The organism is Prauserella halophila (assembly GCF_024171895.1).
GTDB lineage: Bacteria > Actinomycetota > Actinomycetes > Mycobacteriales > Pseudonocardiaceae > Prauserella > Prauserella halophila.
Map to the genome: position 1 here is coordinate 135,895 of NZ_JAMTCQ010000011.1, position 26,575 is coordinate 162,469.

General features: G+C 69.7%; 25 protein-coding genes. 9 read left to right on the forward strand and 16 right to left on the reverse strand.

Translation table 11 applies throughout. The annotated features are described in order from the left end of the window. Positions 1–97: 97 nt before the first annotated feature. The 6 genes from LY41_RS15495 to LY41_RS15520 form a co-directional block, all read right to left on the reverse strand. Positions 98–613 (reverse strand): SRPBCC family protein, encoded by a 516-nt coding sequence (locus tag LY41_RS15495; protein ID WP_301297161.1) that lies wholly within the window; start codon positions 611–613, stop codon positions 98–100. A 29-nt stretch (positions 614–642) separates the two neighbouring features. Then, a complete protein-coding gene (locus LY41_RS15500) occupies positions 643–1,716 on the reverse strand; it encodes a PDR/VanB family oxidoreductase (protein ID WP_253864736.1) in 1,074 nt (357 codons plus the stop codon). Then, positions 1,713–2,648, reverse strand: a complete 936-nt coding sequence (locus LY41_RS15505; RefSeq protein WP_308292257.1) for a metal-dependent hydrolase — start codon at positions 2,646–2,648, stop codon at positions 1,713–1,715. The genes LY41_RS15500 and LY41_RS15505 overlap by 4 nt, the downstream gene beginning before the upstream one ends. Continuing rightward, complete coding sequence (locus tag LY41_RS15510) at positions 2,645–4,180, reverse strand: flavin-containing monooxygenase (RefSeq protein ID WP_253864737.1); 1,536 nt, start codon at positions 4,178–4,180, stop codon at positions 2,645–2,647. Before LY41_RS15510 ends, LY41_RS15505 begins: the two co-directional genes overlap by 4 nt. Positions 4,181–4,420: 240 nt before the next feature. Further along, positions 4,421–5,074 carry a TetR/AcrR family transcriptional regulator gene (locus LY41_RS15515; protein WP_253864738.1) on the reverse strand — a complete coding sequence of 218 codons (654 nt, stop codon included), beginning with the start codon at positions 5,072–5,074 and terminating at the stop codon, positions 4,421–4,423. A 109-nt stretch (positions 5,075–5,183) separates the two neighbouring features. Further along, complete coding sequence (locus LY41_RS15520) at positions 5,184–6,602, reverse strand: KamA family radical SAM protein (protein WP_253864739.1); 1,419 nt, start codon at positions 6,600–6,602, stop codon at positions 5,184–5,186. Positions 6,603–6,700: 98 nt separating this feature from the next. On the opposite strand from LY41_RS15520, the gene LY41_RS15525 reads away from it, so the two are divergent. The 5 genes from LY41_RS15525 to LY41_RS15545 all read left to right on the forward strand — a co-directional run bounded on the left by LY41_RS15525 (position 6,701) and on the right by LY41_RS15545 (position 12,281). After that, positions 6,701–8,338 carry an amidohydrolase gene (locus LY41_RS15525; RefSeq protein ID WP_253864740.1) on the forward strand — a complete coding sequence of 546 codons (1,638 nt, stop codon included), beginning with the start codon at positions 6,701–6,703 and terminating at the stop codon, positions 8,336–8,338. Between the two features lie 97 nt (positions 8,339–8,435). Continuing rightward, a complete protein-coding gene (gene lnt, locus LY41_RS15530) occupies positions 8,436–10,004 on the forward strand; it encodes an apolipoprotein N-acyltransferase (protein ID WP_253865051.1) in 1,569 nt (522 codons plus the stop codon). Positions 10,005–10,149: 145 nt separating this feature from the next. Then, the gene (locus tag LY41_RS15535; protein WP_253864741.1) at positions 10,150–10,914 is read left to right on the forward strand and encodes a polyprenol monophosphomannose synthase; all 765 of its coding nucleotides are present in this window, start codon (positions 10,150–10,152) and stop codon (positions 10,912–10,914) included. Positions 10,915–10,916: 2 nt separating this feature from the next. After that, positions 10,917–11,861 carry a threonine/serine dehydratase gene (locus LY41_RS15540; RefSeq protein WP_253865052.1) on the forward strand — a complete coding sequence of 315 codons (945 nt, stop codon included), beginning with the start codon at positions 10,917–10,919 and terminating at the stop codon, positions 11,859–11,861. 30 nt (positions 11,862–11,891) lie between these two features. Continuing rightward, positions 11,892–12,281, forward strand: a complete 390-nt coding sequence (locus tag LY41_RS15545) for a hypothetical protein (RefSeq protein WP_253864742.1) — start codon at positions 11,892–11,894, stop codon at positions 12,279–12,281. A gap of 293 nt (positions 12,282–12,574) precedes the next feature. Here the strand turns inward: LY41_RS15545 and LY41_RS15550 are convergent, their stop codons facing one another. From LY41_RS15550 to LY41_RS15565, 4 genes are all read right to left on the reverse strand, one after another. Next, complete coding sequence (locus tag LY41_RS15550) at positions 12,575–12,928, reverse strand: VOC family protein (RefSeq protein ID WP_253864743.1); 354 nt, start codon at positions 12,926–12,928, stop codon at positions 12,575–12,577. A gap of 286 nt (positions 12,929–13,214) precedes the next feature. Beyond that, the gene (locus LY41_RS15555; protein ID WP_253864744.1) at positions 13,215–13,556 is read right to left on the reverse strand and encodes an RNA polymerase-binding protein RbpA; all 342 of its coding nucleotides are present in this window, start codon (positions 13,554–13,556) and stop codon (positions 13,215–13,217) included. A gap of 262 nt (positions 13,557–13,818) precedes the next feature. Continuing rightward, positions 13,819–14,784, reverse strand: a complete 966-nt coding sequence (locus LY41_RS15560) for a thymidine kinase (RefSeq protein ID WP_253864745.1) — start codon at positions 14,782–14,784, stop codon at positions 13,819–13,821. 27 nt (positions 14,785–14,811) lie between these two features. Then, a complete protein-coding gene (locus tag LY41_RS15565) occupies positions 14,812–16,236 on the reverse strand; it encodes an MFS transporter (protein ID WP_253864746.1) in 1,425 nt (474 codons plus the stop codon). Between the two features lie 239 nt (positions 16,237–16,475). Between LY41_RS15565 and LY41_RS15570 the strand changes: the two genes are divergently transcribed. Further along, the gene (locus LY41_RS15570; protein ID WP_253864747.1) at positions 16,476–17,156 is read left to right on the forward strand and encodes a transglycosylase family protein; all 681 of its coding nucleotides are present in this window, start codon (positions 16,476–16,478) and stop codon (positions 17,154–17,156) included. Between the two features lie 36 nt (positions 17,157–17,192). Here the strand turns inward: LY41_RS15570 and LY41_RS15575 are convergent, their stop codons facing one another. Beyond that, a complete protein-coding gene (locus LY41_RS15575; protein ID WP_253864748.1) occupies positions 17,193–18,041 on the reverse strand; it encodes a glycerophosphodiester phosphodiesterase family protein in 849 nt (282 codons plus the stop codon). A gap of 34 nt (positions 18,042–18,075) precedes the next feature. Here LY41_RS15575 and LY41_RS15580 point away from each other — a divergent pair, with 34 nt between their 5' ends. Then, positions 18,076–18,474 (forward strand): hypothetical protein, encoded by a 399-nt coding sequence (locus LY41_RS15580; RefSeq protein WP_253864749.1) that lies wholly within the window; start codon positions 18,076–18,078, stop codon positions 18,472–18,474. A gap of 164 nt (positions 18,475–18,638) precedes the next feature. Here LY41_RS15580 and LY41_RS15585 read toward each other — a convergent pair whose 3' ends face one another. Then, positions 18,639–19,250: a pyridoxamine 5'-phosphate oxidase family protein gene (locus LY41_RS15585; protein ID WP_253865053.1), complete on the reverse strand. Its 612-nt coding sequence runs from the start codon at positions 19,248–19,250 to the stop codon at positions 18,639–18,641. A 379-nt stretch (positions 19,251–19,629) separates the two neighbouring features. On the opposite strand from LY41_RS15585, the gene LY41_RS15590 reads away from it, so the two are divergent. After that, complete coding sequence (locus LY41_RS15590) at positions 19,630–20,484, forward strand: hypothetical protein (RefSeq protein ID WP_253864750.1); 855 nt, start codon at positions 19,630–19,632, stop codon at positions 20,482–20,484. A 342-nt stretch (positions 20,485–20,826) separates the two neighbouring features. Then, positions 20,827–21,255, forward strand: a complete 429-nt coding sequence (locus LY41_RS15595; protein WP_253864751.1) for a PGPGW domain-containing protein — start codon at positions 20,827–20,829, stop codon at positions 21,253–21,255. 17 nt (positions 21,256–21,272) lie between these two features. On the opposite strand, the gene LY41_RS15600 is transcribed toward LY41_RS15595, so the two are convergent. From LY41_RS15600 to LY41_RS15615, 4 genes are all read right to left on the reverse strand, one after another. Then, positions 21,273–23,174, reverse strand: coding sequence for a S9 family peptidase (locus tag LY41_RS15600; RefSeq protein ID WP_253864752.1), 1,902 nt, complete (start codon positions 23,172–23,174; stop codon positions 21,273–21,275). A 117-nt stretch (positions 23,175–23,291) separates the two neighbouring features. Continuing rightward, a complete protein-coding gene (locus tag LY41_RS15605) occupies positions 23,292–24,035 on the reverse strand; it encodes a lysophospholipid acyltransferase family protein (protein WP_253864753.1) in 744 nt (247 codons plus the stop codon). Between the two features lie 51 nt (positions 24,036–24,086). Beyond that, positions 24,087–25,541, reverse strand: coding sequence for an FGGY-family carbohydrate kinase (locus LY41_RS15610; RefSeq protein ID WP_253864754.1), 1,455 nt, complete (start codon positions 25,539–25,541; stop codon positions 24,087–24,089). Beyond that, positions 25,538–26,566 carry a 2-hydroxyacid dehydrogenase gene (locus tag LY41_RS15615; RefSeq protein WP_253865054.1) on the reverse strand — a complete coding sequence of 343 codons (1,029 nt, stop codon included), beginning with the start codon at positions 26,564–26,566 and terminating at the stop codon, positions 25,538–25,540. Before LY41_RS15615 ends, LY41_RS15610 begins: the two co-directional genes overlap by 4 nt. Positions 26,567–26,575: the final 9 nt, after the last annotated feature.

The window sequence follows — 26,575 nt, forward strand, 5'->3', positions numbered from 1 at the left end:
GCTCGATCCTTCCGCGATGTGAGCCTCAACGAAGTGAAGGGGCCGGCATCCAGCCGGTTCTCCCGGACTCGGTGCCGGACAGTCGGGTGACGGGCGATCACCGACGGGGCCGGCCCGGGCCACGCGCCGGAGCGTGCTTGCCCACCTCCCGAGTCCACTCGCCGGTCACCCACAGCAGCACGGGACGGATCGGTGCGAGCAGGGGCATCAGCATGCGCCGCGGCTCCAGTGCGAACGTCCAGACGAGCCGAGTGCCGTCCGAGTGCGGGCACAGCGTGATGTCCTCGGCGAAGCGGTGCAGGCCGGGACGGTTCGCGGCCTCGGCACTGAAACTCATCCGCACGCCCTCGTCCCACCGGTAGAAGCGCTCCCGCAACGCGGCTGCGCCGTGGGCGACGGTGACAGTGCGGGTCGTGCCCACGCCGAACGGACGTGGTGAGGTCCATACCGCACCGGTGATCCCGCGTGCCCAGGTCGCCGGTGCGTTGTCCGCTGTCAACACGCGCCACACCTGTTCGGTGTCTGCGCGCAGATCCACGGTGTGTCTGAACCGGAATCGCGCTGTCGAGAGGAACGTGTCGTCGCTCGGTGCGAGGGAGTGCCATCGTGGCATGTCCGCTGCCTTTCGCCGTTCCGTCGTGTTCACAGATCGAGGACGAGCCGGTCGTGGGCCGCACGCGATACGCAGATCAGCATGGTGTCGGCCCGTTCGTCGTCGGACAGGATCCGGTCACGGTGATCCACGCTCCCGGCCAGTACCCGGGTCCGGCAGGTGCCACAGAAGCCTTGCCGGCAGGAGTAGGGGACACCGGGCACCTCACGGCGGATCGCGGCGAGCGCGGACTCGTCGTCGGCCACGTCGACGCTGGTGCCGCTGCGTTCCAGCCGGGCCTCGAACGGACGGCCGTCTATGACGGGCGGAGGCGCGAAACGTTCCATGTGGACGGACGCGCTCGGATTGATCTCACCGAGCCCGCGGCGGGCGCTGTCCATCAGGCCGGGCGGTCCGCACAGGTAGGCGGCCGCTCCGGCGTCGGCGGAGGCGAGGACGGATTCGAGGGATGCCGTGCCGTGTTCGTCGTCGGCGTGCACCTCTACGGTGCCGGTGTCGAGACCGGCGAGGTCGTCGAGGAAGGGCATGGTGGTACGTGACCGCCCGAGGTACAGCAGTCGCCAGGGGACTCCCCGTCGGTGACACGTTTTCACCATCGGCAGGATCGGTGTGATGCCGATGCCGCCCGCGACGAACAGGTACGACGGTGCGGACACGAGGCGCAACGCGTTCCGCGGGCCGCGGACGGTGATCTCGTCTCCCACAGCCAGTGTCTCGTGGATCTCGCGCGACCCGCCACCGCCGTCGTCGATACGGCGTACCGCGATGCGGTAGGTGTGGCGGTCGTGCGGATCGCCGCACAGCGAGTACTGCCGTTGCCGACCGGAGGCGAGTGTCACGTCGATGTGTGCTCCGGGCTGCCATCGGGCGAGTTCTTCGCCGTCGGCCGCGGCGAGGGTCACGTGCACGACATCCGCTGCCACCGGTTGCAGTTCCGTTACGGCGCACCGGCGCTCGAAGCCGGTGCGGCGTACCGGGTCGGGCCGGGACAACAACGGTGCGACACGACTGCCGGCGAAGAGGTACCGGTAGGCGCCGGTGAGTGTGCCCAATACCCGCAGCGACGGGGAGGGGATGAACGAGGCCCTGCCGGCGGTGGTCATCGGCGCGAACCCTTCGCCCGATCGGCGTTGGCGGCAGGCGACCTGGTGAGGTAGCGAATCGCCGTGTCCATGCTGCCGAGCTGGGACGGGTGGAACTTCGGGTTGAGATACTTGGGGATCTCCGTGATCCACACCGTGGCGCTGGGGATGACCTTGCGGCGCATCGCCCCGATCAGTTGCCGGAACCAGAAGCGACCCTTGTCCTCGGACGGGTCGGCCCGGAAGAGGTAACGCACCGAGTACGTGAACAGCGCCAGCAGAGTCAGGCTCGCGAGCACCGCGGTGCGGACACGCCGTGCGTAGCTGCCATCGACGTACATGAACGCGTCGAACGCGACATTGCGGTGTTCGACCTCCTCGGCACCGTGCCAGCGGATCAGATCGAGCATGGTGGGATGCATGCCCATGCGTTCCAGGTGGTCCGCGTTCAGCAGCCATTCGCCGATCACGGCCGTGTAGTGCTCCATCGCGGCGAACAGTCCGAGCCGTTCGCAGAGCCAGGCTTGTTTGGCGTGCCCGGTGAGGTTGTGCTTGTCGAGGATCTGATCGACGAGCCATTCCATTCGCCGCGTCATCGGTTCGACATCGAGCCCGATCCGCGCCAGGTGTTCCCGCGCGCCTTCGTGTGACGAGGCATGCGTCGCTTCCTGCCCGATGAACCCGACCACCTCTTCGTGGAGACGTGGATCGTCGATCAGTGGCAACGCCTCACTGAGTGCCTTCGCCATCGCACGTTCGCCCTCGGGAAGCACGAGATGCATGAAGTTGATGACGTGCGTGGCGATGGGTTCGCCGGGAATGTAGTGCATCGGTACGCCGTCCCAGTCGAACTCGACGTCGCGGGCGGCGATGACGTGCTCATCGTCGTCGTAGCGGCGCGCGCCGCCCGGATCGACGACCGGACGGCCGATGATGCGTTCACGGAGCTTCACGATGACCTCCCGGTCGGTGGGAATGATCGGTGCCTGTGGTCGGCCGCGCGATGGGCATGGAAGTCGTCCAGGTCGACAGCCTTGGTGCGGGCCAGGAACTGGCGGCTGAAGCCGGGAAAGAAAACGAAGTTGCGACCGGTGCGGCTCAGGTAGTAGCTGCTGCATCCGCCGCTGTTCCACACTGATCGGCGCAGCCCGCGGTCCATCTGCTGGACGAAGGTTCGCTGTGCCTCGGGTCGGACATCGAGACTCGACAGGTCCCGCCGATCCATCGCGCGCAGGCAGCTGAGGATGTACTCGACCTGCGCCTCGATCGTGACGACCTGCGAGGTGTACGTCACCGAGTTCGGGCCGAGGATGAAGAAGAAGTTGGGGAACCCGCTGATGGTCGTGCCCAGGTGGGCCTGCGGATCACCGGCCCAGACCTCACTGAGCGTCCGTTCGTCGGAGCCGCGTACGCGGTCGAACATGGGGTGATCCGTCATTCGGAAACCGGTGGCCAGCACGATCGCGTCGAACTCGTGGTGGCTGCCGTCGCCGGTGGTGATCCCACGTTCGTCCACGCCGGTTATGCCACTGGTGACCACGTCGGCGTTCGGCGCGCCCAACGCCGGGTAGTAGGTGTTGGAGAAGGTCGGGCGCTTGCAGCCGAACGAATAGTGCGGCTGGAGTTTGGCACGCAGTCGTGGCTCGTTTACCTGCCTGCGTAAATGTGCGCGGCCGAGCGCCTCCATGCCTTTCAGCAGGGCCGGCTGGTGGACCAGACCCGGCACGAGGACCTCCTGGAGCAGGTCGAAACCGAGCCGAACCGCGCGCTGTGCCAGCGGCACCCGTGCGAACAGTTGCTGCGGCCAGCCGTCCATCGGCCGGTCCGGATGCGGCAGAATCCAGGTCGGCGTGCGTTGGAACACCGTCAGAGTCTCGGCCTGTGGCTGCAACTGCGGAACGATCTGGACTGCCGAGGCGCCGGTGCCGATCACTGCGACCCGCTTGCCGGACAGGTCGCGTTCGTGATCCCAGGCCGCCGAATGGAAGACCGCACCGGAGAATCGGTCCAGGCCGGGCAACTCGGGTTCGGCCGGTTCGCTGAACGGGCCCATCGCACCGATCAGCACCTGCGCATGCCAACTGCCGTGCCGAGTTGTCACGTGCCACCGCTGTGTCGCCTCGTGCCAGCGCGCATCGATGACTTCGTGCCGCAGCCGCACATGTGAGGTGATCTCGTAGTGTTCCACGCACGTGGCCAGATACTGCTGGATCTCCGGCTGGAGTGGGTAGAGGCGGCTCCAGTCCGATTTGGGCGCGAACGAGAACGAGTACAGGATCGACGGGATGTCGCACTGCGCTCCGGGATACGTGTTCGCCTGCCAGGTCCCGCCCACCTGATCGGCACGGTCCAGTACCACGAAGTCGTCGAACCCTGCGAGTTTGAGGCGGATCGCCGCCGCGATCCCGCCGAAGCCCGCTCCGATGATCACGATCCGGGCTTGCTCCGCCGCGCTCCCCGTCGACGGGGTCGCCTGTCCGGTCATCGGTGCACCTCTTTCCCGCTCGTGCTGTGGAGGCGACAGTAAAGATGACATCAGCCAATGTCAACATCGTGTGATGTCAAGTTGACGGCGAGGCGAGGTGCGGTGAGACGAGGTGCGACGAGGGGTGTTCCGTGAGAACTGTGCGCCGGACAACTCCGTGGGGCCGAGGTGTGGGCGCGGCGAGAGGTGCGGACGTGCGGAAGCGCCCTGCGGCGATCCAGCGACGTGGAGCGTGGATGCTCAGCCGTCGGCGTCGACCGACGTGGCACGCGCGAGGCTCTCGATGACCCTCGTGACGTGTTCGATGAACCGGTCCCGGCCGATCGGCAACCGATCGCCGAGCCACAGTTGGTACAGGTATGCCAGCGCGCCGAAAACGGCTTCGGAATTCAGTTCGGCATCCTGTTCGTCGACGTCCCCGCCGAAGTCGAGGTCTCGCAATGCCTGGGCGATCGTCGACGTGAACTCCTCCACCAGCACCAGGCCACGGGTGGCGAGTTCCGGAGCGGCCAGTGACTCCACGAAGAGGATCCGGCCACGCCGCGGATCGGCCGTCACGTGAGCCGTGAAGGCATCGACGACATGCCTGAGTAACGCAATCGTGTCGGCGGGTCCGTTCTCCAGGGCAGCCACCAGGACCTGCCGGGCATCGCGGGCCGTCGCCTCCAGCACGGCCACCAAGAGCGCCTCGCGGCCGGTGAAGCTCTCGTAGAAGTACCGTTCCGTCAGACGTGCGGCCCGGCACACGCCCCGCATGGTCACCGCGGCGGCGCCGTCGGTGCCCATGATCGTGAAACCCGCCTCGACCAGCTGCTCCTGGCGGCGGGCACGTCGGTCCTCGGCGTCCACGCCGCGCCACGGGCGGCGCGGCGTGGAGCTCGAGTCGGCGGTCACCGGCTTATTCTGTCACGTCGGGCCGTCCGTTCCGGATGTGCGGGCGAGTGGGCGAGTGGGTGTTGCCCCCGGAAGTGGGACGAAGCCACTCAGCCGACCGGCGCGCACGTCAGCCGTGCTCGGCCCACCAGGTCCGGCCGGACTCGGGCAGGGTCGAGATCGGGTCGTAGTAGGGATAGCGCCGTTCGAGTGCCTCGGGGTCGTCCAGCTCGATGCCCGTGCGGTAGTTCTTCGTCCAGTACGAGATGCCGTGCTCCCGGTCGTACTCGGCGAGCTGGTGCACCCACCGCTTGCCGACGTAGGGCACGTCGCACACGATGCGCGGCGTCGCATAGCCCGGCAGGTAGCCCATGATCGCGTGCTGCAGGTGCTGCGCCTCGGCGACCGACAGTCGCCAGTGCTCGGCGTTCGGGATCATGTCGCACATGTAGAAGTAGTACGGCAGGATGCCGGCCTCGCCCTGGAGCGCGAAGCACAGGTCGAGCAGCGCGGTGGAGGTGTCGTTCACGCCGCGCATGAGCACGCCCTGGTTGCGCACGTCCCGCACGCCCACCTCGAGGGCGGTCCGCGTGGCTTCCGCGACGAGCGGGGTCACCGATTGCGCGTGGTTGACGTGCGTGTGGATCGCCAGGTTGACGCCGCGCCGCCGCGCGGTGCCGGCGACGCGCTCGAGCCCCTCGACGATCTTGGGTTGCAGCCAGTGCTGCGGCAAGCCGGCGAGTGCCTTCGTGGCGAGGCGGATGTCGCGCACGGTCTCGATCTCCAGCAGCCGCATGAGGAACGCCTCGAGCTGGTGCCACGGCACGTTCGCCACGTCGCCGCCGGAGACCACGACGTCGCGCACGCCCGGGGTGCGCTTGAGGTAGTCGACGATCGCATCCTGCCGGTCGACCGGTTTGAGCTCGAGCTTGTGCTTGTCGATCTGCTCGGTCGAGTTTCCGACGAGGTCCATGCGGGTGCAGTGGCCGCAGTACTGCGGGCAGGTGGACAGCAGCTCGGCGAGCACCTTGGTGGGGTAGCGGTGGGTCAGTCCTTCGACGACCCACATCTCCGCCTCGTGCAGCGAATCGCGTTCCGAGTGCGGATGGCTCGGCCACTCCGGATCGCGGTCGCTGCGCACCGGAAGCATGTAGCGCCGGATCGGATCGGCGTAGAGCGCGTCGGTGAACTCGCGCGGGTCGGTGCCGGCCTGCGTCGCCATCGTGTTGAGCATCTGCGGCGGGAGCAGCATCGACATGGTCGCCATGTCGCGCTGGTCGGCGGCCAGGTCCTCGAAGAACCGGTCCTCGACCAGATCGCCCACCAGGTTGCGGAGTTGCTTGATGTTGCGGACGCAGTGGACCCGCTGCCACTGGGCGTCGCGCCATTGCGCCTCGGTCACATCGCGCCAGCCGGGGAAGCGGCGCCAGTCGGGTTCGGCCAGTTCGGCGCGCCGGTACTCGTAGGGCTGTTCGACGCCGTGCCGGCCCGCCTGGTCGGCGGACGCGGACGGGTGTGCGCCGGCAGCAGACTCCTGGGTCGCAGTCACATCTGCTCCTAAACTCGCGGATACGTTGAAATTATCCTGTCATATCGAGAATTGGATGCAAACATTATCGCCACCTTCGTCGTGGCACACTGCCGGGCGTGACGAGTTCTTCCCCTGACACCACTGGTTCCCGCGCCGAAGCTGCCCGCACGACCCTGCTGCTCGGCGGGCACATCCACACGCCCGCTTCGAGCGACGCCACCGCGATGGCCGTCACCGACGGCACGGTCGTGTGGGTCGGGCAGGACGGCCCCGGCCGCGCGCTCCACCCGGACGCCGAGGTGCTCGACCTCGACGGCGCGTTCGTCACGCCCGGGTTCGTCGATGCCCACGTGCACGCCACCAACGCCGGACTCCACCTGGCCGGTGTCGACCTGGCCCGCGTACGCGACGCGGGTGAGCTGCTCGCAGCGGTGCGCGGTGCGGCCACGCCCGGCGAGGTGCTGATCGCCCACGGCTGGGACGAGACGCAGTGGACGGCCCCGCGGCTGCCGAGCCGCGCCGAGCTCGACGAGGCGGCCGCCGGCGCACCCGTGTACCTGAGCCGGGTGGACGTGCACTCGGCACTCGTGTCCAGTGCGCTCGTCGACCTCGCTCCGGGCATCCGCGACCTGCCCGGCTGGTCCGACGACGGCCCCGTGACCAGGGAGGCACACTGTGCGGCGCTCACCGCCTCCCGCGCCGCGCTCACCCCGGCACATCGCCGCCGCGTTCAGGAGACCTTCCTGCGGGAGGCCGCCGCCCGCGGCATCGTCTCCGTGCACGAGAACGCCGCACCCGGCATCTCCAGCGAGGACGACCTCCGCGGCCTGCTCGACCTCGCCGCCACGCAGGCGCTGCCCGAGGTCGTCGGCTACTGGGGCGCCCGCGGCCAGGACGCCGTCGACACGGCCCGCGGGCTCGGCGCCCGCGGCCTGGCCGGTGACCTGCTCGTCGACGGCTCGCTCGGCTCGCGCACCGCGGCACTGCACGCGCCGTACGCCGACGCCGACACCACCGGCAACCGCTACCTCGACGCCGACGAGATCGCCGACCACATCGCCCTGTGCACCGACGCCGGGCTCCAGGCAGGCTTCCACGTCATCGGCGACGCCGGCGTCGCCGAGGCCGTCGAAGGGTTCCGCCGGGCCGAGAAGCAGGTCGGCAGGCGAGCCCTCGTGGGCGCCAAGCATCGGCTCGAACACGTCGAGATGATCGCTGCGCAGCAGGCCGACGTCCTCGCCGGCTACAACGTCGCCGCATCGATGCAGCCGCTGTTCGACGGAAACTGGGGCGGCCGCGAGGGCATGTACGCCGCCCGGCTGGGCGCCGACCGCGCCGCCGGGCTGAACCCGTTCGCCGCGCTGGCGGCCGCCGGGGTGCCACTCGCCTTCGGCTCGGACGCACCCGTCACGCCACTCGCACCGTGGGACAGCGTGCGCGCCGCCGTGCACCACCGCACCCTGGGCTCCGGGATCTCCCCGCGCGCCGCGTTCAACGCCCACACCCGGGGCGGACACCGCGCCGCAGGGGTGCAGGACGGCGTCACCGGGGCACTCGTGCCCGGCGCGCCCGCCCACTACGCGATCTGGGAACCGGTCGACCTGGTCGTCGCCGCTCCGGACAGCCGGGTGCAGCGGTGGTCGACCGACCCGCGCGCCCAGATCCCCGGCCTGCCGCCGCTCGATCCCGACGCACCGCTGCCGACGTGCCTGCGCACCGTCCGCGCCGGTGAGGTCATCCACTCCCGTGACTGAGTCGGGGGAGCAGCAGGCCACCGCGCCCGCCGACACCGCAGGCGCGGACACACCGGCGGCCGGTGCCGACCCGGACGACGGCGGCCGGGACCCGAGCGTGACCGGCACCCGGTGGGAACGGCTGCGGCCCGCCGTTGGCCGGTTCGCCCTCGCCGCCACCTCGGGAATCGTGCTGTTCCTGGCGTTCGCGCCACGACAGCTGTGGTGGCTGGCCCCGATCGCCTTCGCCGGGTTCGGCCTCGCCCTGCACGGCAGACGGCTGTGGGGCGCGGCGGGCTACGGCCTCGTGTTCGGCCTGGCGTTCAACCTGCTGCACCTGCTGTGGATCGACGACTTCCTCGGCGCCGAGTTCGGCCCCGGCCCGTGGCTGGCGCTGTCCGGGGTGATGGCGCTGTACGTCGCCGTCGCCGCCGGGCTGATGTCGTTCGCGGGACGGCTCCCCGGCGCGCCGGTCTGGCTCGCACTCGTGTTCCTGCTGCAGGAGTACGCCCGGTCCCGCTGGCCCGCGAACGGCTTCCCCTGGGGCCGGATCGGGTTCAGTCAGCCCGAGGGCGCCTACACCCCGCTCGCCGCGATCGGCGGCGCGCCGCTGGTCGGCTTCGCGGTCGTCACGTCGGGATTCGGGCTCGCCTGGCTCGTCGTGCACCTGCGCGGCCTGCCGGGCCTGCGCACGCGCGGCCCGCAATGGACCGGCCTCGCGCGCACCGCGGCCTACGCACTCGTGCCGCTGCTGGCGGGCCTGGTGCTCTGGCCCGCCGTCGGCACCGGCGCCGAGACCGGCCACCGCACCGTCGCCGTCGTTCAGGGCAACGCGCCGAACGCGGGCATCGGCCTGCTCGGCCGGCGCGACACCATCCGGGCGGGCGCGCTCGCCGAGCACGACCGGCTGACCACCCGGATCGACCGGGGCGAGGTCGCCCGGCCGGACCTCGTCGTGTGGCCCGAAACCACCGTCGACGTCGTCGGCGGCCGCGATTCCGAGGTCACCGCCGCGGTCGACGAGCTCGGCGTGCCCGCGCTCGTCGGCTCGCTGTACCGGACCGCAGACGGAAGGACCGACAACGCCGTCGTCGCCTGGCGCCCCGGCGACGGTCCGGGCCAGCGGTACGCGAAACAGGAGCTCGTACCGTTCTCGGAGTACGTGCCCATGCGGGAGATCGCCGCATGGTTCACCCCGTTCGTCGGCAACACGCAGGACATGCGCTGGGGCGACGAACCCGGCGTTTTCGACATCGCAGGCACGCGGGTGGGTACCGCGATCTGCTACGAGGCCGCCTACGACTACCCGTCCCGCGACGCGGTGCACGCGGGCGCCCGCATGCTCGTGCTGCCGACGAACAACGCGTGGTTCGGCGACGGGGAGATGACCTACCAGCAGCTCGCGATGGCCCGCCTGCGCGCCGTCGAGCACGGACGCGCCGTCGTCGTCGCGGCGACCAGTGGCGTGAGCGCCGTCGTCCGGCCGGACGGTACGGTCTCGCGGCAGACGGAGATGTACACGGCCGATTCCCTGGTTGCCGACGTGCCGCTGCGGGAAACGACTACGCTGGCGGACCGGTTCGGACCGTGGACCGAACGAGTGATGCTCGGCGCGGCTGTCTGCGCGGTGCTCGCCGGATTCGCCCTGCGGCGCCGTCCGGTGCACACGACCGGCCGGGACGGCTGACGCCGCCGGACCGCACACACGTCACGGCGGCAGAACCGGGCGAGAAACCCGGCGCGGCCACGACGTGGTGGCCGGTGAACCACGGCGCACCGCACGGCGGTGACGCCGCAACCGACAGGGGAGACAGGGGAGACAGGGGAGCGACATGGCGGAGGGCTCACACGCCGGCACGACCGAACCCGTGCTGGTGATCATCCCGACCTACAACGAGCGGGAGAACCTCACGCCGCTCCTGCAGCGCCTCCACGACGCGCTGCCCGACGTGCACGTACTCGTCGTCGACGACGGCAGCCCGGACGGCACCGGCGAGCTCGCCGACAAGGTCGCCGCCTCCGACGACCGCGTCCACGTGCTGCACCGCACCGAGAAGGCCGGTCTCGGCGCCGCCTACATCGCGGGCTTCCACTGGGGCCTCGCCCGTGACTACCGCACCCTCGTGGAGATGGACGCCGACGGATCCCACGCGCCGGAGGACCTGCCGCGGCTGCTCGCCGCGCTCGACGAGTCCGACCTCGTCATCGGTTCGCGCTACGTACCGGGCGGTGCCCTCGTGAACTGGCCGAAACGCCGGGAGATGCTGTCCCGCGGCGCCAACATCTACTCGCGACTCGCACTCGGCGTGCCGGTCAACGACATGACAGCCGGATTCCGTGCCTACCGCGCGCAGGTCCTGTCCGCACTGCCGCTCGACGAGATCGCCTCGGCGGGCTACTGCTTCCAGATCGACCTGACGCTGCGCACCGCGGAGGCCGGGTTCGACATCGTCGAGGTGCCGATCACGTTCACCGAACGGGAAGTCGGCACCTCGAAGATGAACGGGTCGATCGTCGGCGAGGCGATGCTCCGAGTCGCCCAATGGGGTCTGCACCGGCGCCTCGGGCAGGTGCGCAGGCTCGTGACGCGGCGTTGATCGTGCTCACGGCAGCCGACGTCGCCGCAGCCCGGGAGCGGATCCGCGGCCACATCCGCACGACCCCGCTGGTGCAGGCCGACCCGGCCGAGTGCCGCGCCGATCCCGCGGCGACCGTGTGGTTCAAACTGGAACACCTGCAGCACACCGGTTCGTTCAAGGCCCGCGGCGCATACAACCGCATCCTCACCGCGGCCGCCGACGGACATCTGACCGACGCGGGCGTCGTGGCCGCCTCGGGCGGCAACGCGGGCCTGGCCGTCGCCCACGCCGCCGCCCGGCAGGGCGTGCCCGCGCGGGTGCACGTGCCGGAGACGGCACCGGCGGTGAAGCAGGCCAAGCTCGCCGAACTCGGCGCCACCGTCGTCGCCACCGGGACGAAGTACGCCGATGCCTACGACGCGGCGACGACCGACATCGCCGAAACCGGCGCGCTGTTCTGCCACGCCTACGACCAGCCCGAGATCTGCGCAGGCCAGGGCACACTCGGTGCGGAACTGCTGGACCAGACCGGCGGCGTCGACACGATCCTCGTCGCCGTGGGCGGCGGCGGGCTCCTCGCCGGCATCGCCGCGGCGGCCGAGGGCCGGGCCCACGTCGTCGGTGTCGAACCCGCGACGATCCCGACGCTGCACACCGCGCTCGCCGAGGGCGGCCCGGTGGCCGTCGACGTCTCGGGCGTCGCGGCCGACGCGCTCGGCGCCACCCGCATCGGCGAGATCGCCCACGCGGTCGCCACGCGCACCGGCGTGACCTCGGTCCTGGTCGACGACGCCGACATCGTCGCGGCACGGACGCTGCTGTGGCAGAAGTTCCGCCTCGTCGTCGAACACGGCACCGCGGCCGCGCTCGCCGCTCTGCTCTCCGGCGCCTACCGGCCCGCCGCGGGCGAGCGAGTCGCCGTCGTGCTGTGCGGTGCCAACACCGACCCGTCCGATCTCGCCTGACGATTCCGCGCAACCGGGAGGGTACGAACGATGACGTTCCTCGCACTCGGAGTCGCACTCGCCGTCCTGATCGGACTTGCGGTGATGCAGCTCCTCTTCATCGGAGGCCGGCAGGTCGGGGAGTACGTGTGGGGAGGGCAGCATCGCGTCGCGACACCCCGCCTGCGACGCGCGGCCGTGGTCGCCATCGTGCTGTACGCCGAGTTCGCCCTCTTGTTGCTGAGCCGAGCCGGTGTCCTGCCCGGTGGCGACACCACGGCGATCACGGCGGCCACCTGGGTGCTGCTGGCCTACTGTGCGAGCAGCATCGCGCTGAGCGCGGTCTCGCGCAGCCGGCGCGAACGCATCGTCCAGACGCCCGTCAGCATTCTGCTCGCCCTCGGCGCGCTGGTCGTCGCGATCAACGGCACCGGCGCCTGACACCGCAACCCGCACCGGCAGGGAGTAACGAACGGATCCGCACCATGTGGTTCGACGTGGTGTTCCGCAGCCCCGGCCGGTGACTCGTCCACGACGGAGCTCCGGCACCTGGAGTCCCGCGTCGGCGCCCAGGCGATCGCGTGCCAGCTCCACCATCCTCACGCTGGCGTTGATGAGGCTGTCCTCGTTCGCCGCCGTGTACGCCTCGGCGAAGTCGTTGTAGTCGTTCACCACGGAGTCACGGTGCACAGCCACGGGAGCCGATCCTGCCAGGTCTCGTGGCCGCGCACCGGTCAGGTTCGGTGGGCGAGCACGTTCACGACCGTGCCGCTGGGGTCCGCCACGAAGAAGCGGCGCACGCCCCACGGTTCGTCGGTCAGCGGATACACGACGCGGAGACCGCGGCGTACGACCTCGGCGTGCGCGGCGTCGACCGCGGCCGGCTCACCCACGTCGATTCCGAAGCGCGGCGAAGGGCTCTCCATCCCGCGCGGTGGAATGAGGACCTGGTCGGAGGGATCGACGGGCGACGTCAAACCGAGCACCGGCTCTTCCATGGCGACCTCGAACCCGAACACTGCGACGTAGAACTCCCGGGACGCGGCGAGGTCATCTCCGTCGGCGTAGGGAATGATTCTCTTGATCATGAACGCACGATCGCAGGTCCGCTGCCCGGTTGGCTTGGAAAAACGGGACCGCTCGTACGTCGAAGGCGACTGAGGCGGCGACTCGGCAGCATTCGACGACATGCACCGACCCGCGTCGTGACCGCCGAGCGAACGGCCCCGCCACAGACGTTGGCGCCCGCACCTCGGGGTGAGGTGCGGGCGCCAACGTCTGTGGTGGGAGCGAAATCTCCGGCTGACGGCCCCTGCGAGCCTGTCTCGGCGAGGTCGTCAGTGAGATCGCGATCTCACGTGAGGAGCCGAAGCGTCACACGCGACCGCGGCGGGCCTTCAGCTCCTCGAGTCGCTCGTTGAGCAGTTCCTCGAGTTCCGGCACCGACCGGCGTTCCAGGAGCATGTCCCAGTGCGTGCGCGGCGGCTTGGCCTCCTTCGGCGCCGTCTGTCCACCCTCGATGATGTCCGACTCACTGCCGTGCAGCCGGCATTCCCACGTCGGGGGGATCTCGGCGTCGTCGGAGAACGGAACCTCGAACTCGTGACCCTTGGGGCAGGCGTAGCGCACGCTACGTCGCGGAGCGAGGTCGTGGTTGCGGTCGGTCTCGTAGCTAACCGCTCCCATCCTGCTGCCACGGAGAACACGGTCGGCCATGATGAGTCCTTTCGGTCGGCTCCCGGTGGAGCCCGGGGTCGTGCTCACCGAGTGCAACGAACGTCGCCGCCGGGTCATTCCCCGTACGCCGGATCGTTACCCACGGCACTCGGTACACCCGCCGCGACGAATCGCGCCGGAACAACAGTCTTCTCCCCAGTGGGAGACGGCAGCCGCGCTCGTATGACGCTCCGACGGAGCGCGTCTCGGGTGCATCCCCCGGAGAGGGGATCCGGCATCGCGGAGTGTGCCGGTCCGGTCGTCAGGTCAACCGCAGCTGACCGTGGCCGGAACCGGCCGGTCCGAGATCTCCGAGTCGGTAATGCCGTCGACACAGTACTTGGTAACGCACGGTAGTGCCGTCGGTCTGCGACCGTGGTGTCGCCTGATTCACCTCCGCGAAGGACACCGCGCGCCCGCCGTCCGTGGTGTGCGCCGCCGCGGGAGACACGGCCGGGGGAGCGCCCGGTGTGTCCGGTACGGCAGATTCCGATACGGCGACGTCCGGGGCGACGGCGTCCGAATCGGCAACGGACCGGCCGAGGCCGTCCGGATCGGCGACGTCGTACGGGTGCTCGGCACCGGCGACAGTGTCGGCCGTGTCGGCCGGGTCAGTCGTATCGGCCACGACGACCGTGTCTCCGGTGCGTTGTACCTCGTCGCCGAACACGCGCGCGTTGAACCGGCCCGGCAGCCCGCACCAGCAGAGCACCTCGACCTGCACCGGCTGCAACTCGTCGGCCAGCTCGAACAACCGGCGCGCGCCGGGGAACAACCGGCTGCGGAAATCGGTGGCGATACCGAAGCAGTACACGTCGATCGTGGCTTCGTCGGCGAGTTCACCGAGCTGCTCGACCTGCACGGGGGAGAGGAACTGCGCCTCGTCGACGATCAGGTAGTCGACGTGCGTGCCCTGTTCCCACGCCTGCCGCACCACACTGCGCAGATCCGTGCCGGCGTCCAGCTCCAGCGCCTCCCGCGTGATCCCGATCCGGCTCGTGATCTGACCGGGTCCGGCACGGTCGTTACTCACCAGCAGCAGTCCCTGCCTGCCCTGGCGCGCCAGATTGTGATCGATCTGCAGCGCGAGCGTCGACTTGCCGCAGTCCATCGGACCGTAGGAGAACTTGATCTTCCCGACGTTCGGCACCTCACGGCGCGAACCCCAGGCGGGGACCGGGGAAAGAGCATCGGTCGGGTCGGCTCCGGGACTCTCGAGCGCTGTCACGCCGGAGAACCCTAACGGCCGCCGCCGCTACAACACCGACGGCTCCTCGTTCCCGGCCGCCGCGATGGCCCTTCTCACAGGCACCAGCGCGACGAGCACGAACCCGACGACGAAGAAGATCACCAGCGCGATGATCGCGTACCGGAACGAACCCGTCGCCTGGCCCACGCCGGCGAACACGAGCGGGCCCAGCCACGACGTGCCACGTTCCCCGACCTCGTACAGCGAGTAGAACTGCGCCTCCTTGCCGGGCGGGATCAGCTGGCTGTACAGCGAGCGCGACAGCGCATTGGTGCCGCCGAGCACCAGGCCGATGCCGACGGCGAGCGCGTAGAACTGCAGCGCCTGGCCTTCTTCGACGAAGTAGGCGTACACCAGCACCAGGACCCACACGCCCAGACTCACCAGGATCACCTTCTTCGCGCCGAATCTGCGGGCCGCGAAACCGTGCAGCATGCCGCCGATGTAGGCCACGAACTGGATCACCAGCACCGTCGCGATCAGCACCTGGTCGGTGAACCCGAGCTCCTCCGTGCCGTACTGCGCCGACACGCTGACCACCGTGTTGATGCCGTCGGTGTAGATCAGATACGCGCCGAGGAACCCGAGCGTCAGCGGCAGGGCCTTCGCGGCCTTGAACGTCTGCTTCAGCTCGACGAATCCCGCGGTGAGCACCCGCATGCCCGTTTCCCCGCCGTGCGGGTTCTGGTGTTCGCGCAACCTGCGGAGCGGGATCAGCGTGAACAGTGCCCACCACAGCCCGGAAGCCAGATAGCAGATCCGCACGGCGGTCGACTCGCTGACGCCCACCATGTCGCGGCCGAGGTAGAACGCCAGCTGCAACGCCAGTGCGACACCGCCGCCGAGATAGCCGAACGCCCAGCCCTTGGCCGAGACGTCGTCGCGCTCGTCGGGCGTCGCGATGCCGGGCAGGAACGCGTAGTAGGTGACGATCGAGGCGCCGTAGCCGATGTTGGCGACGATGTAGAGCACCGCTCCCAGTTCCCACCGGCCGTCGTCGACGAAGAACAGCAACGCCGACGCCGTGGCACCCAGGAACGCGAACCCGGCGAGAATCGCCTTCTTGCGCTGGCTGCGGTCGGCGATCGCACCGGCGATCGGCAGGATCAGGACCTGCACCATCGTCGCGACCGCCAGCAGGTAGCCCCACAGCGACCCGGCGGGGAAGGCGAGCCCGAACACCGAGATGTCGCAGTCGACGAGCCGGTTCTCCCCGCCGTCGGGACCGGTGCACGCGGCCGGGCCGTTGCGTGCGACATCGGCACGCGCCGCGTCGGCGGCCACCGCGCTCATGTACAGCGCGCCGAAGACGGTGATCACCGACGTGTAGAACGCCGAGTTCGCCCAATCGTAGAAGTACCAGCCGCGCTGTTCCCGTTTGCGCTGTGCGGGATCGGCGGGCGGCTGCGGGCCGGGCAACGTGCTCGTCATGCGGGGTCGGTGTCCTTCGGTGCGGTCGTGCTCGTTCGCGCGGGCTCGGATCGGCCGCGCCTGTCGCCGTCGGTGTGACGATCCGGGTGGGCTCGGCGTGCCATGGGCCCGACTTTCGGCGGTGCCGTGCGTCCGGGTGATCCCGGGTGTCGCAGCAGTATCCCCCGCCTGTGGTAGGTGAGACTGCCGTTTCCAGTGTGACTGTTGTGGCGGTTGTCCGGTTTGCTTACCGTGCCGTTATGACCAGCAGCCGACTCCGTGGCCCGGCACGGGGACTCACCAGGCTCCTCCTCGTCGTCCTGGCCGCGCTCGGCGTGCAGTTCGCGCTCGCGGTGCCGACCTCCGCCGACCCCAGCCGCGCCGACTGGGCGAAGCTGCGCATGTGCGAGTCGACCGAGCGCTACCACGTGAACACCGGCAACGGATACTACGGTGCCTATCAGTTCGACCTGCCGACGTGGCGCAGCGTCGGCGGCACCGGCAGGCCCGACCTGGCCACCCCGGCCGAACAGGATTACCGCGCGCTGCGGCTGTACCGCATGCGCGGCTGGCAACCGTGGGAGTGCGCGGGAATGGTCGGGCTGGTCGACGACGCCGACGCACGGAGCAAGGTGGTGCCGAGCCGCGCCGAATCGGCCTACATCGGCGGTGGGGAGCCCGCAGCACCGGCACCGCCGGGCAGTCCGTCGATGCCCGACTGGCCGGGTGTGGTCTACGCCTATGGCGACTGCGCCCCGCAGCTGCGCACGTTCCAGTTGCGCATGAACGCCTTCGGCTACGACTTCCAGGGCACCGGCTGCTACTACGACGAGACGAAGGAAGCGGTGCTGGATCTGCAACGGGCCAACGACATCCGCGATTCGGGCCGCCTCGGCCCCAAGACCTGGAAGGCCGCGTGGGAGGGAACCGCGCCGCGCTGACGACCCACCACGGCGGTGCGGTCCCCGTCATCGGCCTCATCCGTCCGCGGAGTCGCCGCTCCCGGCCGGGTCGGGAGCGGCGGGCGGCCGTTCGGCAGTCCACTCGCCCCGCTCCTGCAGCACGTCGCGCAGCACGTCGGGACGGTCGGTGACGATGCCGTGCACGCCCTGGTCCAGCAGTGCGCGCATCTCGTCGGCGTCGTCGACGGTCCAGACGTGCACCTCCACGCCGGCCCTGCTCGCCGCACGCACGAACGCGCGGTCCACGAGCGTCATGCGGCCCTGCCGCCGCGGCACCTGAGCCATCGCCCCGTGGGAGAGACCACCGAGCCGCAGGAACGGGACCCAGCCGTTGGCCCACAGCACGGCCACCGAACGCGGGCCGCACGCCGTGAGGAGGCGATCACCGCCCAGCGCGCGTAGTCGTGCCAGCCGGGAGTCGGAGAACGCGGCGGCGCCGACCCGGTCGAAGGCGTCGGTCCGCTCCAGCGCCCGCACGAACGGCTCGACCGCGTCGTCGGCCTTGACGTCGATGTTGAACCGCACGTCCGGCAGTTCCTCGAGGAGGTCCTCGAGCCGCGACACCGAGACGCGGCCGTCGATCTTCGCGCGGCGAACCGCGTCCCACGGCTGCTCGGAGATCGGGCCGGTGCCGTCGGTCGTGCGGTCGAGCAGCGCGTCGTGATGCACCACGACGACGCCGTCGGAGGTGGTGTGCACGTCCGTCTCGACGTACCGGTAGCCCTCCTCGGCCGCGCGCCGGAAGGCGGGCAGCGAGTTTTCGAGCCCGTCGAGTTCGCCCACGTGCCAGCCGCGGTGGGCCAGCGCACGGGGGAGCGTGTCGTCGAGGTAGGGATGCGGATGTCGATGCCAGATATGCGCCACGTCGTCCAGTCTGCCGGACCGGCGTGGCTGCGGCATGGACTTCGAGTGGCCGACTAAGGTCGGAGTGGTGAGTGAGGCGCCGACCCGCGAGGAACTGCAGGCTCTGCGCACGCCCGTGCCGCAGCACTGCGGCTGGTGCGGCCGCGCCGTGGAACAGCCCGCTGCGGCGGGACGCCGGCGCCGGTACTGCGGCCGCTCGTGCCGGCAACGTGCCTACGAACGTCGGACGGCCGTGCAGCGCACCGGGCTGCCTGAGGACGCGGTGGTGTTGTCGGCCGCTGAGGTCGCCTCGCTCCAGGACCGGTTGTTCCAGCTTCGGTGCGCCGCCGAGGACGTGGCCACCGCGGCCGCGGACGGTGCCGAGTCCGGCGAGCTCGAAAAGCTGTCCGTCGACGTGGCCCGCGTCGCACGTGACATCGAAGCGCTCCGCTGACACCGGAGCGCTGCGCTGATAGCGAAGCGCTTCGATGACCCCGCCGCACAGCTCACCCCGTCCTCATGATCACCCAGCGTCATCTCGACACTTTGCTTATTTCGACACCGTGACAAAACAAGGCTGGGTGATCGGACGATCGATCACGAGGGGAGAGGCGCCGATCAGCCGCGATAGAGCTTCTCGCGGTAGCGCTCGCCGTAGTGCTCGTCCAGTTGGCCGAGTGTCATGCCGGTGTTCTCGACCCGGTCGGCGATCACGGCACGCCGTGGCAGGTCGCCGGGATGCCAGGACTCGGGCTGCCACAGGCCGGACCGCAGAAACGCCTTCGAACAGTGAAAGAAGATCTGTTCGATGTGGACGACGACGGCCAGCACGGGACGATGGCCTTTGACGACCATGTCGGCGAAGAACGGTGCGTCGCGGACGAGTCGTGCGCGGCCGTTGATTCGCAGTGTGTCGCCGCGGCCCGGGACGATGAAGTTCAGTCCGACGTGCGGGTTCGTCAGGATGTTGCGGTATCCGTCGGCGCGGCGGTTTCCCGGCCGTTCCGCGAGGGCGATCGTCCGGTCGTCGAGGACGTGCACGAGGCGGCCCGCCGGGTCGCCTTTCGGTGAGACGTCGCAGCGGCCGTCGGAGTCGGCTGTCGCCAGGAAGCAGAACGGCGACGCGGCGAGCCAGTCCCGGTCGATGCCGGTGAGTTCGGTGCGTTCTTTGGTCCAGGCGCGCGGCTGGGCGTCGCCGAGGACCTCCGTGAGTGCCGCGACGTCGGTGATCTCCGTGTACGCCGACGTGTCCGGGTGGAGTGTGTCCGAGTCGGCGGTCGTCGGGTGCGCGGCGTTGCGATCATCGGTGGTCACAGGGTGATCCTACGGATGCAGGCGTCGGCGGGACAACGGCCGCTCTCCGGCTCCGGTGGCCGTTATTCGAGTGCCGATAATGCACATTATGTTAAGTAGTGGGTGTGGAGGTGTTCCGGTCCGCTCTCCGACCGAACCGTGCCAGGCAGTGCCACACCTGTTGATCCACTGACGCGGATGCTGTCCGTGTCGTGCGGTGTCACCGATGACCTTTGGGGTCAGCTCGGGTCCCGGTCGGCGTGCGAGCGCGACGGCGAGCTGGTTATTCTCGCTAGATTCGAGATGAGGATGACACATGCCTGACGACGTTGAGGCCTTCCTGCGTGGCCCCTTGGCGTGCGCAGCTCTGCTCGCCGCGCAAGACTGGGGTCTTAGCGCGAAAGAGGTGACCAAGCCTGGTGTGTCGTTTGCACTGGCGGTTGCAGCCCGCCAGGCGATCGACCCATGGGATGAACACTATTCTGCGACACTTGATTGTGCCCTTCAGCGACGGGAAGAAGTCCGTGCCTTCGCCGATGCCGTGCTGAGAGAGCCCGGCGTGGCTTGGTGGTCATCGCCGGTCGCGGATCACTGGCAGGTCCATGTGGCTGGGCATCCCAGTGACTCGGCGAACCTGGTTAGCAGCAGCTACGCGCAATTGCCGATCCCCGCGCTCGTAACATCGAGCTACATCGACGGGGATACATGCTGGGATGCTCTCGCCAGCGCGCATGTTGGTGACGCCGAACCGAACTCCTCGCCTACGCGAACACTGCTGCATTCCGACAGCAGCTCCCGCGTGTTCGAAATCGACAGTGCCGACTCTTGGCATGAATTGGTGACGCGCTACCCGTTGAGGGCTGCAGCTGCGGAACGGGGCGGGCTCGCCCCCGACTGGCAATCCGTCGCGCAGGATTGGGACGGTGTACATCTATCGTTGATGGGTTTTCTAGCTGGGACGCACGTCCCGGTCGGTATGGGCGCAGACCGGACGGTCCTGTGGACGTGGGACAGCGAGCAGACGTATTGGCTGCGTGATGTGTTTACCGCCACCAGCACCGTGTCTGCAGCTGCTCATGCAGCACGACCGCAGCATGACCGCCGCCCTTTGCGGCTTCTCGATCACCAGAGGGATTCGCACTCGCGCGGCCCTCTGGAGCCAGGTCTCTGAACCTGGGGTCCGGTCAGCTCGCTGGCGCTGGGCACGATGAATTTCGGAAAGATCGGCGGCATCGGTCAGACCTACCCGCCCGCCCTGCTCGACTCGTCCCTGCGCCGCCGATGACATCGCCGGCGAGCGCACGGCAGGGCCCGAGTTCCAGGACCGCTCCCCTGTCCACGACCTGAATCGTGGGGCCGACGGAACGTTGAACCCCGGTCCGAACCTTTGGCGTCGAGCGCGACTGTTTCCGCCTCGCCCGACCACCGCTCACGATCACGTCGCGAAGGGCGTCGCCGACGGCAGGACCGTAGACTGAAAGCGACGGCCGCCGGCGGGGATGTAAGGAGGCACATGGGCCACCGCAACCCGCTGACGCGCGGCGTGCTTGCCGTGGTGGGCAGCGTGGTGCTGCTCGTCGGACTGGCGTTGCTGGTTCTGCCCGGCCCGGGGTTGCTGCTGGTGCTCGCCGGGCTCATCGCGCTCGCTGCGGCGTTTCCCACGCTGCAGCGCCACATCGAGCCGGTCAGAGAGCGGGCGATGCAAGCGGCCGAGAGCAGCGTGGCGAGTCCACTGCGGATCGCCGGGTCGGTGCTGGCCGGGCTGGGGCTGATCGGCGCCGGAGTCGTGTGGGGAATCGTGCCGTGGGTGCCGCTGGCGGGCTGGACCACCGGCGTGAGCTTGATCCTTTCCGGGATCGTCCTGCTCGCCTTGCTCTACTACAGCCACCGGCACGTGAAGGCAGGTGCGGCAGACACCAACGGACGCGGCGAACCCCGCTAGTCGACGTCCGTCCTCGGTCAAGACTGAAGCCAGCGGTCGAACCACGCACGGGTTCGGCGGAGGACGTCGAGTTGGTGATTGCGTTCCCGGATCGAGTGCCCCTCCCTCGGATAGATGACGAACTCGTGCTCGACACCGAAATGTCGCAGCGCCCGATGGAAGTACACGGACTGGCCGAGGGGCACATTGGTGTCCTCGGCCCCATGCAGGAGGAGCACCGGCGTGCGTACTCGACCTGCGAAGGAGATCGGGCTGACCGCGTCGTGCGGGTGCGGGCCGATGCCCGACCATCCGGTGCTGCCACCGAGCGCAGCTTCGAACAGGCCGTACTCCCCGGTCGCGGTGAGCATGCCCCAGTCGATGACGCCGGCGACGACCAGTGCGGCGCGGAACCGATCGGTCTGGCCGACGGCCCATGCGGACATGAACCCGCCGTGGCTCCCACCGGCGATACCCAGCCGATCCGGATCAGCGACGCCTTCGGCGATGAGCAGGTCGATGCCGGTCTGGATGTCGGTCCACTCCTCCTGTCCGATCCGGCCGGCCACGCTGGCAGCGAACTGGTGGCCGTGACCCTTGCCGCCGCGCGGGTTGGGCAGGAACACCGCATACCCGGCCGCGGCCAGCCATTGCGCGCTGGGGACCCAGGAGAGTTGGAAGCGATCGGCGTAGCGGTCGTAGGGGCCGCCGTGCACGATGGTGACGAGCGGGAACGGACCGTCCGCCGCGGAGCTTCCGACCGGCAGTACCAGCAAACCGTCCAGGTCGAGGCCGTCAGCGGCACGGTGATTCAACGGTTGCTGTGCTCCGAGAGCGATGGCGTCCAGCTCTGGGCGGGTGTTGGTGAGCCTTCGCAGTGGTCCGGTCGCCGGTCCGATGTGAACGTTCGCGGGCTGATAACGGGTACTGGTCAGCGCCGCGATCGTGTCCCCGGCAGGGGTGGTGCTGAGGTCGTCGAGACATCCGGTGTGCTGCGACAAGGTCGTCGGGCCCGTGGGATCGAGTCGGGCCAAGGTCGTGTTCAGCCCGTCGGCGAACACAACCAGCGGGTCGGCGTCGGTCTGGTGCAGTTCGGTCGGGCACATCGGGAGGTCGGACGTCCGGTTACGCACGGTGCGACTGTCCACGGCCAGGTCGAATACCGCCGTGCCGGCTTGCAGAACGGGTGGGGTGAGCGCGAGATGGGCAAGATGCCAACCGTCCTCCCCTGGCCACCAGGCCAGGGAGTGTGCTTCTGCCTCGACCGCTCCGAAATCCGTCGCGGTCCCAGTCCTGAGGTCGAACAGGTGGAGCTGGCCGGTGCGGGGGCCGTAATCCTTGTCGCTGCTGGCCCGGGTCAGCACGGCGAGCGGCCCGCCGTCGGGACGTTGTCGCAGTTCCACGACGTGCCGATCACCGAACACGTCCGGGGTGGTGACCAGTCCGGTGCGTAGATCGAGGAGGCGCAACCGGGCGCGCGGTTCACGCTCGCCCACGACGATGGCGTCGTCACGGTCTCGGATGCGATGGGCGTCCTGTTCGGTGAGTTCGTCTTCGGCCAACAGTGCGACCATGGTGAGGTCGGCGAGCGGCAGGTGGTCGATGATGCCGGCGCCCCAGTTGGTCACCGGGTCTGCCGTGCCGTCGGCGAGGGCGAGCCGATGTACCTGCGAGGTGCTCCGGTCGGCGCAGTCGGACAGGAAGAACAGCGTGCCCGAGTCCGCGGACCAACGTGGTCGGGACTCCGTCGCGGTGTCGGTGGTCGCCCGGTGCGACGTGGTGACGTCGTCGGTGTTGACGAGCCAGATTTCGGTGTCGAGATGGTTACCGGTGCGACTGATGGGAGCAAGGACGTAGCAGAGCATTTGCCCGTTCGGGGCGAGGGCTGGGGTGTGCGGTGCGCGACCGTCAACCACGAGTTCGGCGGTCAGACCTGTCACGTGATCAGTCTGCCAACGCCGACAGCGTGGTGGTGATGACTCCGGGTGGAAATCCTCACCGCCTCTCCCCCTGTTTCGTGCGGCGCGGTGAGTGACACTCGGTCGCCGGTGGGCGCTTCAGTCGCGGTCCCGGCCTCTGGCGTCGAGTGCGGCTGCTTCCTCCGGGGTCGGCGCGGTGCCGCCGAGGTGCGCGGGCAGCCACCAGCGGTCGTCGTCGCCCGCGGGCTGGTCCGGGTAGTCGGCCTGCAGCGTGTCCAGGATCGACTGCAGCCGCGTACGGAGGTCACCGCTGAGCGCGTCCGGATCGTCGTCCGGTGCCGGGTGCAACGGCTCCCCTGCATGGATGTGGATCGGCACGTGCCGTTTCGTGAGCTCCTTCGGACGCCCTTTCGTCCAGAGCCGCTGAGTGCCCCACAGCGCCATCGGCACGACCGGCACCCCCGCATCGGCGGCCATGCGGATCGCGCCGGATTTGAGCGGTTTGATCGTGAACGAGCGGCTGATCGTCGCTTCCGGGAACACCCCGACGACCTCGCCCGAGCACAGCCGGTCGACCGCCTCGTCGTAGGACGCCTTCCCCGCCCCGCGGTCCACGGAGATGTGGTGCATTCCGCGCATGAGCGGACCGGCGATCCGGTTGTCGAAGATCTCCTTCTTGGCCATGAACCGCACCAGCCGCTTCGCAGGCTGCGCGCCGAGGCCGCAGAAGATGAAGTCCAGGTAGCCGATGTGATTGCAGGCGATCACCGCACCGCCGGTGGGCGGGACGTGTTCGGTGCCCGTCACCCGCAGCCGGTTGTCGAGCACGCGGAACATGGTCTTGGCCGCCAGTACGACGGGCGGGTACACGATCTCTGCCACACGGCCAGGCTACGCACCCGTAGGTTGCCTGGCTCGTGGCTGGGTCCCCGGTCACAGCCGCCAGAGCTGCCGCGCCGACGCCAGTGACGCCTGGTAGTCGGCGTAGCCGTCCTTGTAGAACTCGGCCGCCGACGGGTCGAACTGCACGGTGCGGGAACTGGCGGCCCAGCGTTCCGCGTCGTACGGCTCGCCCAGCGCTTCGGCCGCCACGAGGACGGCTCCGCGCGCGCCCACTCCCGGGTCGCTCGGAATCACGATCGGCCTGCCCAGCACGTCGGCGAAGATCTGCGTCCACTCCGCGGAGCGAACGCCGCCTCCACACGCGTACAACGTCCCGGACAGGCCTGCGGCGTCGAAGCAGTGCCGGGCGGCGTAGGCGATCGACTCGCACAGCGCGCGCACGACGTCGGCCGGTCCGTGTTCGAGGCTCAGCCCGGAGAACTGGGCGCGCGCCGCCGCGTCCACGAACGGTGCCCGCTCCCCCGACGCCGACAGGAACGGTAGCGCACGGACCCCGCCCGCGCCGGGACCGCTCTCGGTGAGCAGTTCGCCGATCTTCCCGACCTCGATGCCGAACATCCGGCACGCCCAGTCGATGCTCGCGGTGCCGACCATGGCCGGCATGGCTCGCAGGTACTCCCCCTCGTCGGGCGTCGACAGGAACATGCCCGCCGGTTCGCCGTCCGGGTCGAACGCGGCGTCGCCGGTGAGCACCTGGCACGCGAGCGTCGTGCCGGCCGTGAGGATGCCGTCTCCCGGTTTGCGCACGCCCGCGCCGATGGCGCTGGCCGGCAGGTCGAACGGTCCGGCCGTCACCGGCAGCCCGGCGGGGAGTCCGAGCAGTTCGGCGCCGTGGGCGTCGAGGGCGAAGACGGTTCTCGGGGCCGCCGGTTCGGCGAGCAGGTCCCGGCGGTGGGTGAGGCCGCACGCGGCGAGGGCGGCGTCGTCGTAGCGGCGGGTCGCCGGGTCGAGGAACGGCAGCGACGCGTCGGACACGTCGACGGTGATCTCGCCGGTCAGTCGTTGCAGCACGGCGTCGACGCAGTAGCCGGCGACGGCCGCACGGTCGAGCGTCTCGGGTTCGTGAGTGTCCAGATACGACAGGACGGGGCCTGCGCAGCCGGGGAACATGCCCGACCCGGTGCGGCGGAACACTTCCGAGGCCACGCCGCCGGCCTGCCAGTCGGCCAGCAGGGCGTTGGCCCTGCCGTCCAACCAGGACACGGCAGGACGTACGCCGCGGCCGTGTTCGTCGCGCAGCCACACGCCGTCGCCCTGCCCGGTGAGCGCCACGGCGTCGACCGGCCCGTCCAGCGCGGCCGTGACCTCACGTACCACTGTCGCGACGGTGCCGACGACCTGATCGAGGTCCTGTTCGACGTGGCCGCCGGGCCGTTGGTCGAGTTCGGACGGGGTGGACGCCTCGGCGACGGCCAGCCCGTCGTCGTCGAACACGACGGCCTTGGTCAGCGACGTTCCGATGTCGACGCCGATGATGCGGGTCATCGCAGTACTGCCGGGTTGGCGACGTTGAGCAGCTGCTCGCCGCGCACGTAGCGGCCCACCTCCGCCGCGACGATCTCGGCGGCCCGCTCGGCGGTCTGTTTGCTGCATCCGGCCAGGTGCGGGGTCGCGATCACGTTCGGCAGGTTCCGCAGTTCCCAGTCGGCGGGCGGCGGTTCCTCGTCGTAGACGTCGAGTGCGAGCGCGCCGAGTTTGCCGCTGCGCAGCAGCCCGGGCAGCGGGGCGTAGTCCAGCAGGCCGCCGCGGGCGGAGTTGACCAGCACCGCCCCGTCGGGCAGCAGCGCGAGCTTCTCGGCGTCGATCAGGTGCCGGGTGTCCTCGGTGAGGCGGGCATGGAGGCTCACGACCGGGCTGCGCCGGAGCAGATCGTCGAGGTCGACGAGCTCGGCGCCGTCGGCGGCGATCCGGTCGGGATCGGCGAACGGATCGGCGACCAGCACGCGGGAACCGAAGGCCGCGAGTACCTTGGCCACCCGTGCGCCGATCGCGCCGTAGCCGACCAGGCCGACCGTCGTGCCGTCGAGTTCGAGGCCCGCGTTGGGATAGGCGTAGTAGTCCCCGCGCCACTGCCCGCCGAGCAGTTCCGCGGATGCCGTCGGAATGCGGCGCATGGCGGCCAGGATGAGCCCGAGCGCGAACTCGGCCGCGGCCGCCGCGTTGCGGCCCGGTGCGAACGTGACCGCGACCCCGGCTTCGGTGGCCGCGTCCAGGTCCACGTTCACCGGTCCGCCGCGCGAGACGGACACCAGCTTCAGCTGGGGTGCCGCGGCGAACACCTGTTTCGTGAACGGGGCCATCTGTGTGACCGCGACGTCGGCGTCGCCGAGCGCGTCGATCACCTGTTGCTCGGTGCCGCTGGCTTCCTGCACCCCGCCGACCGGGCCGAACGGTTCGACCGGCCAGGGCAGCGACAACCGCGACAGCTCGGCGTCGGGGGCCTGGCCGCGCACCGCGTCGGCGAGCAGCTCGGTCCTGACGAACTCGTCTCCTGCAGCGAGTATCCGCAACGTCATTGT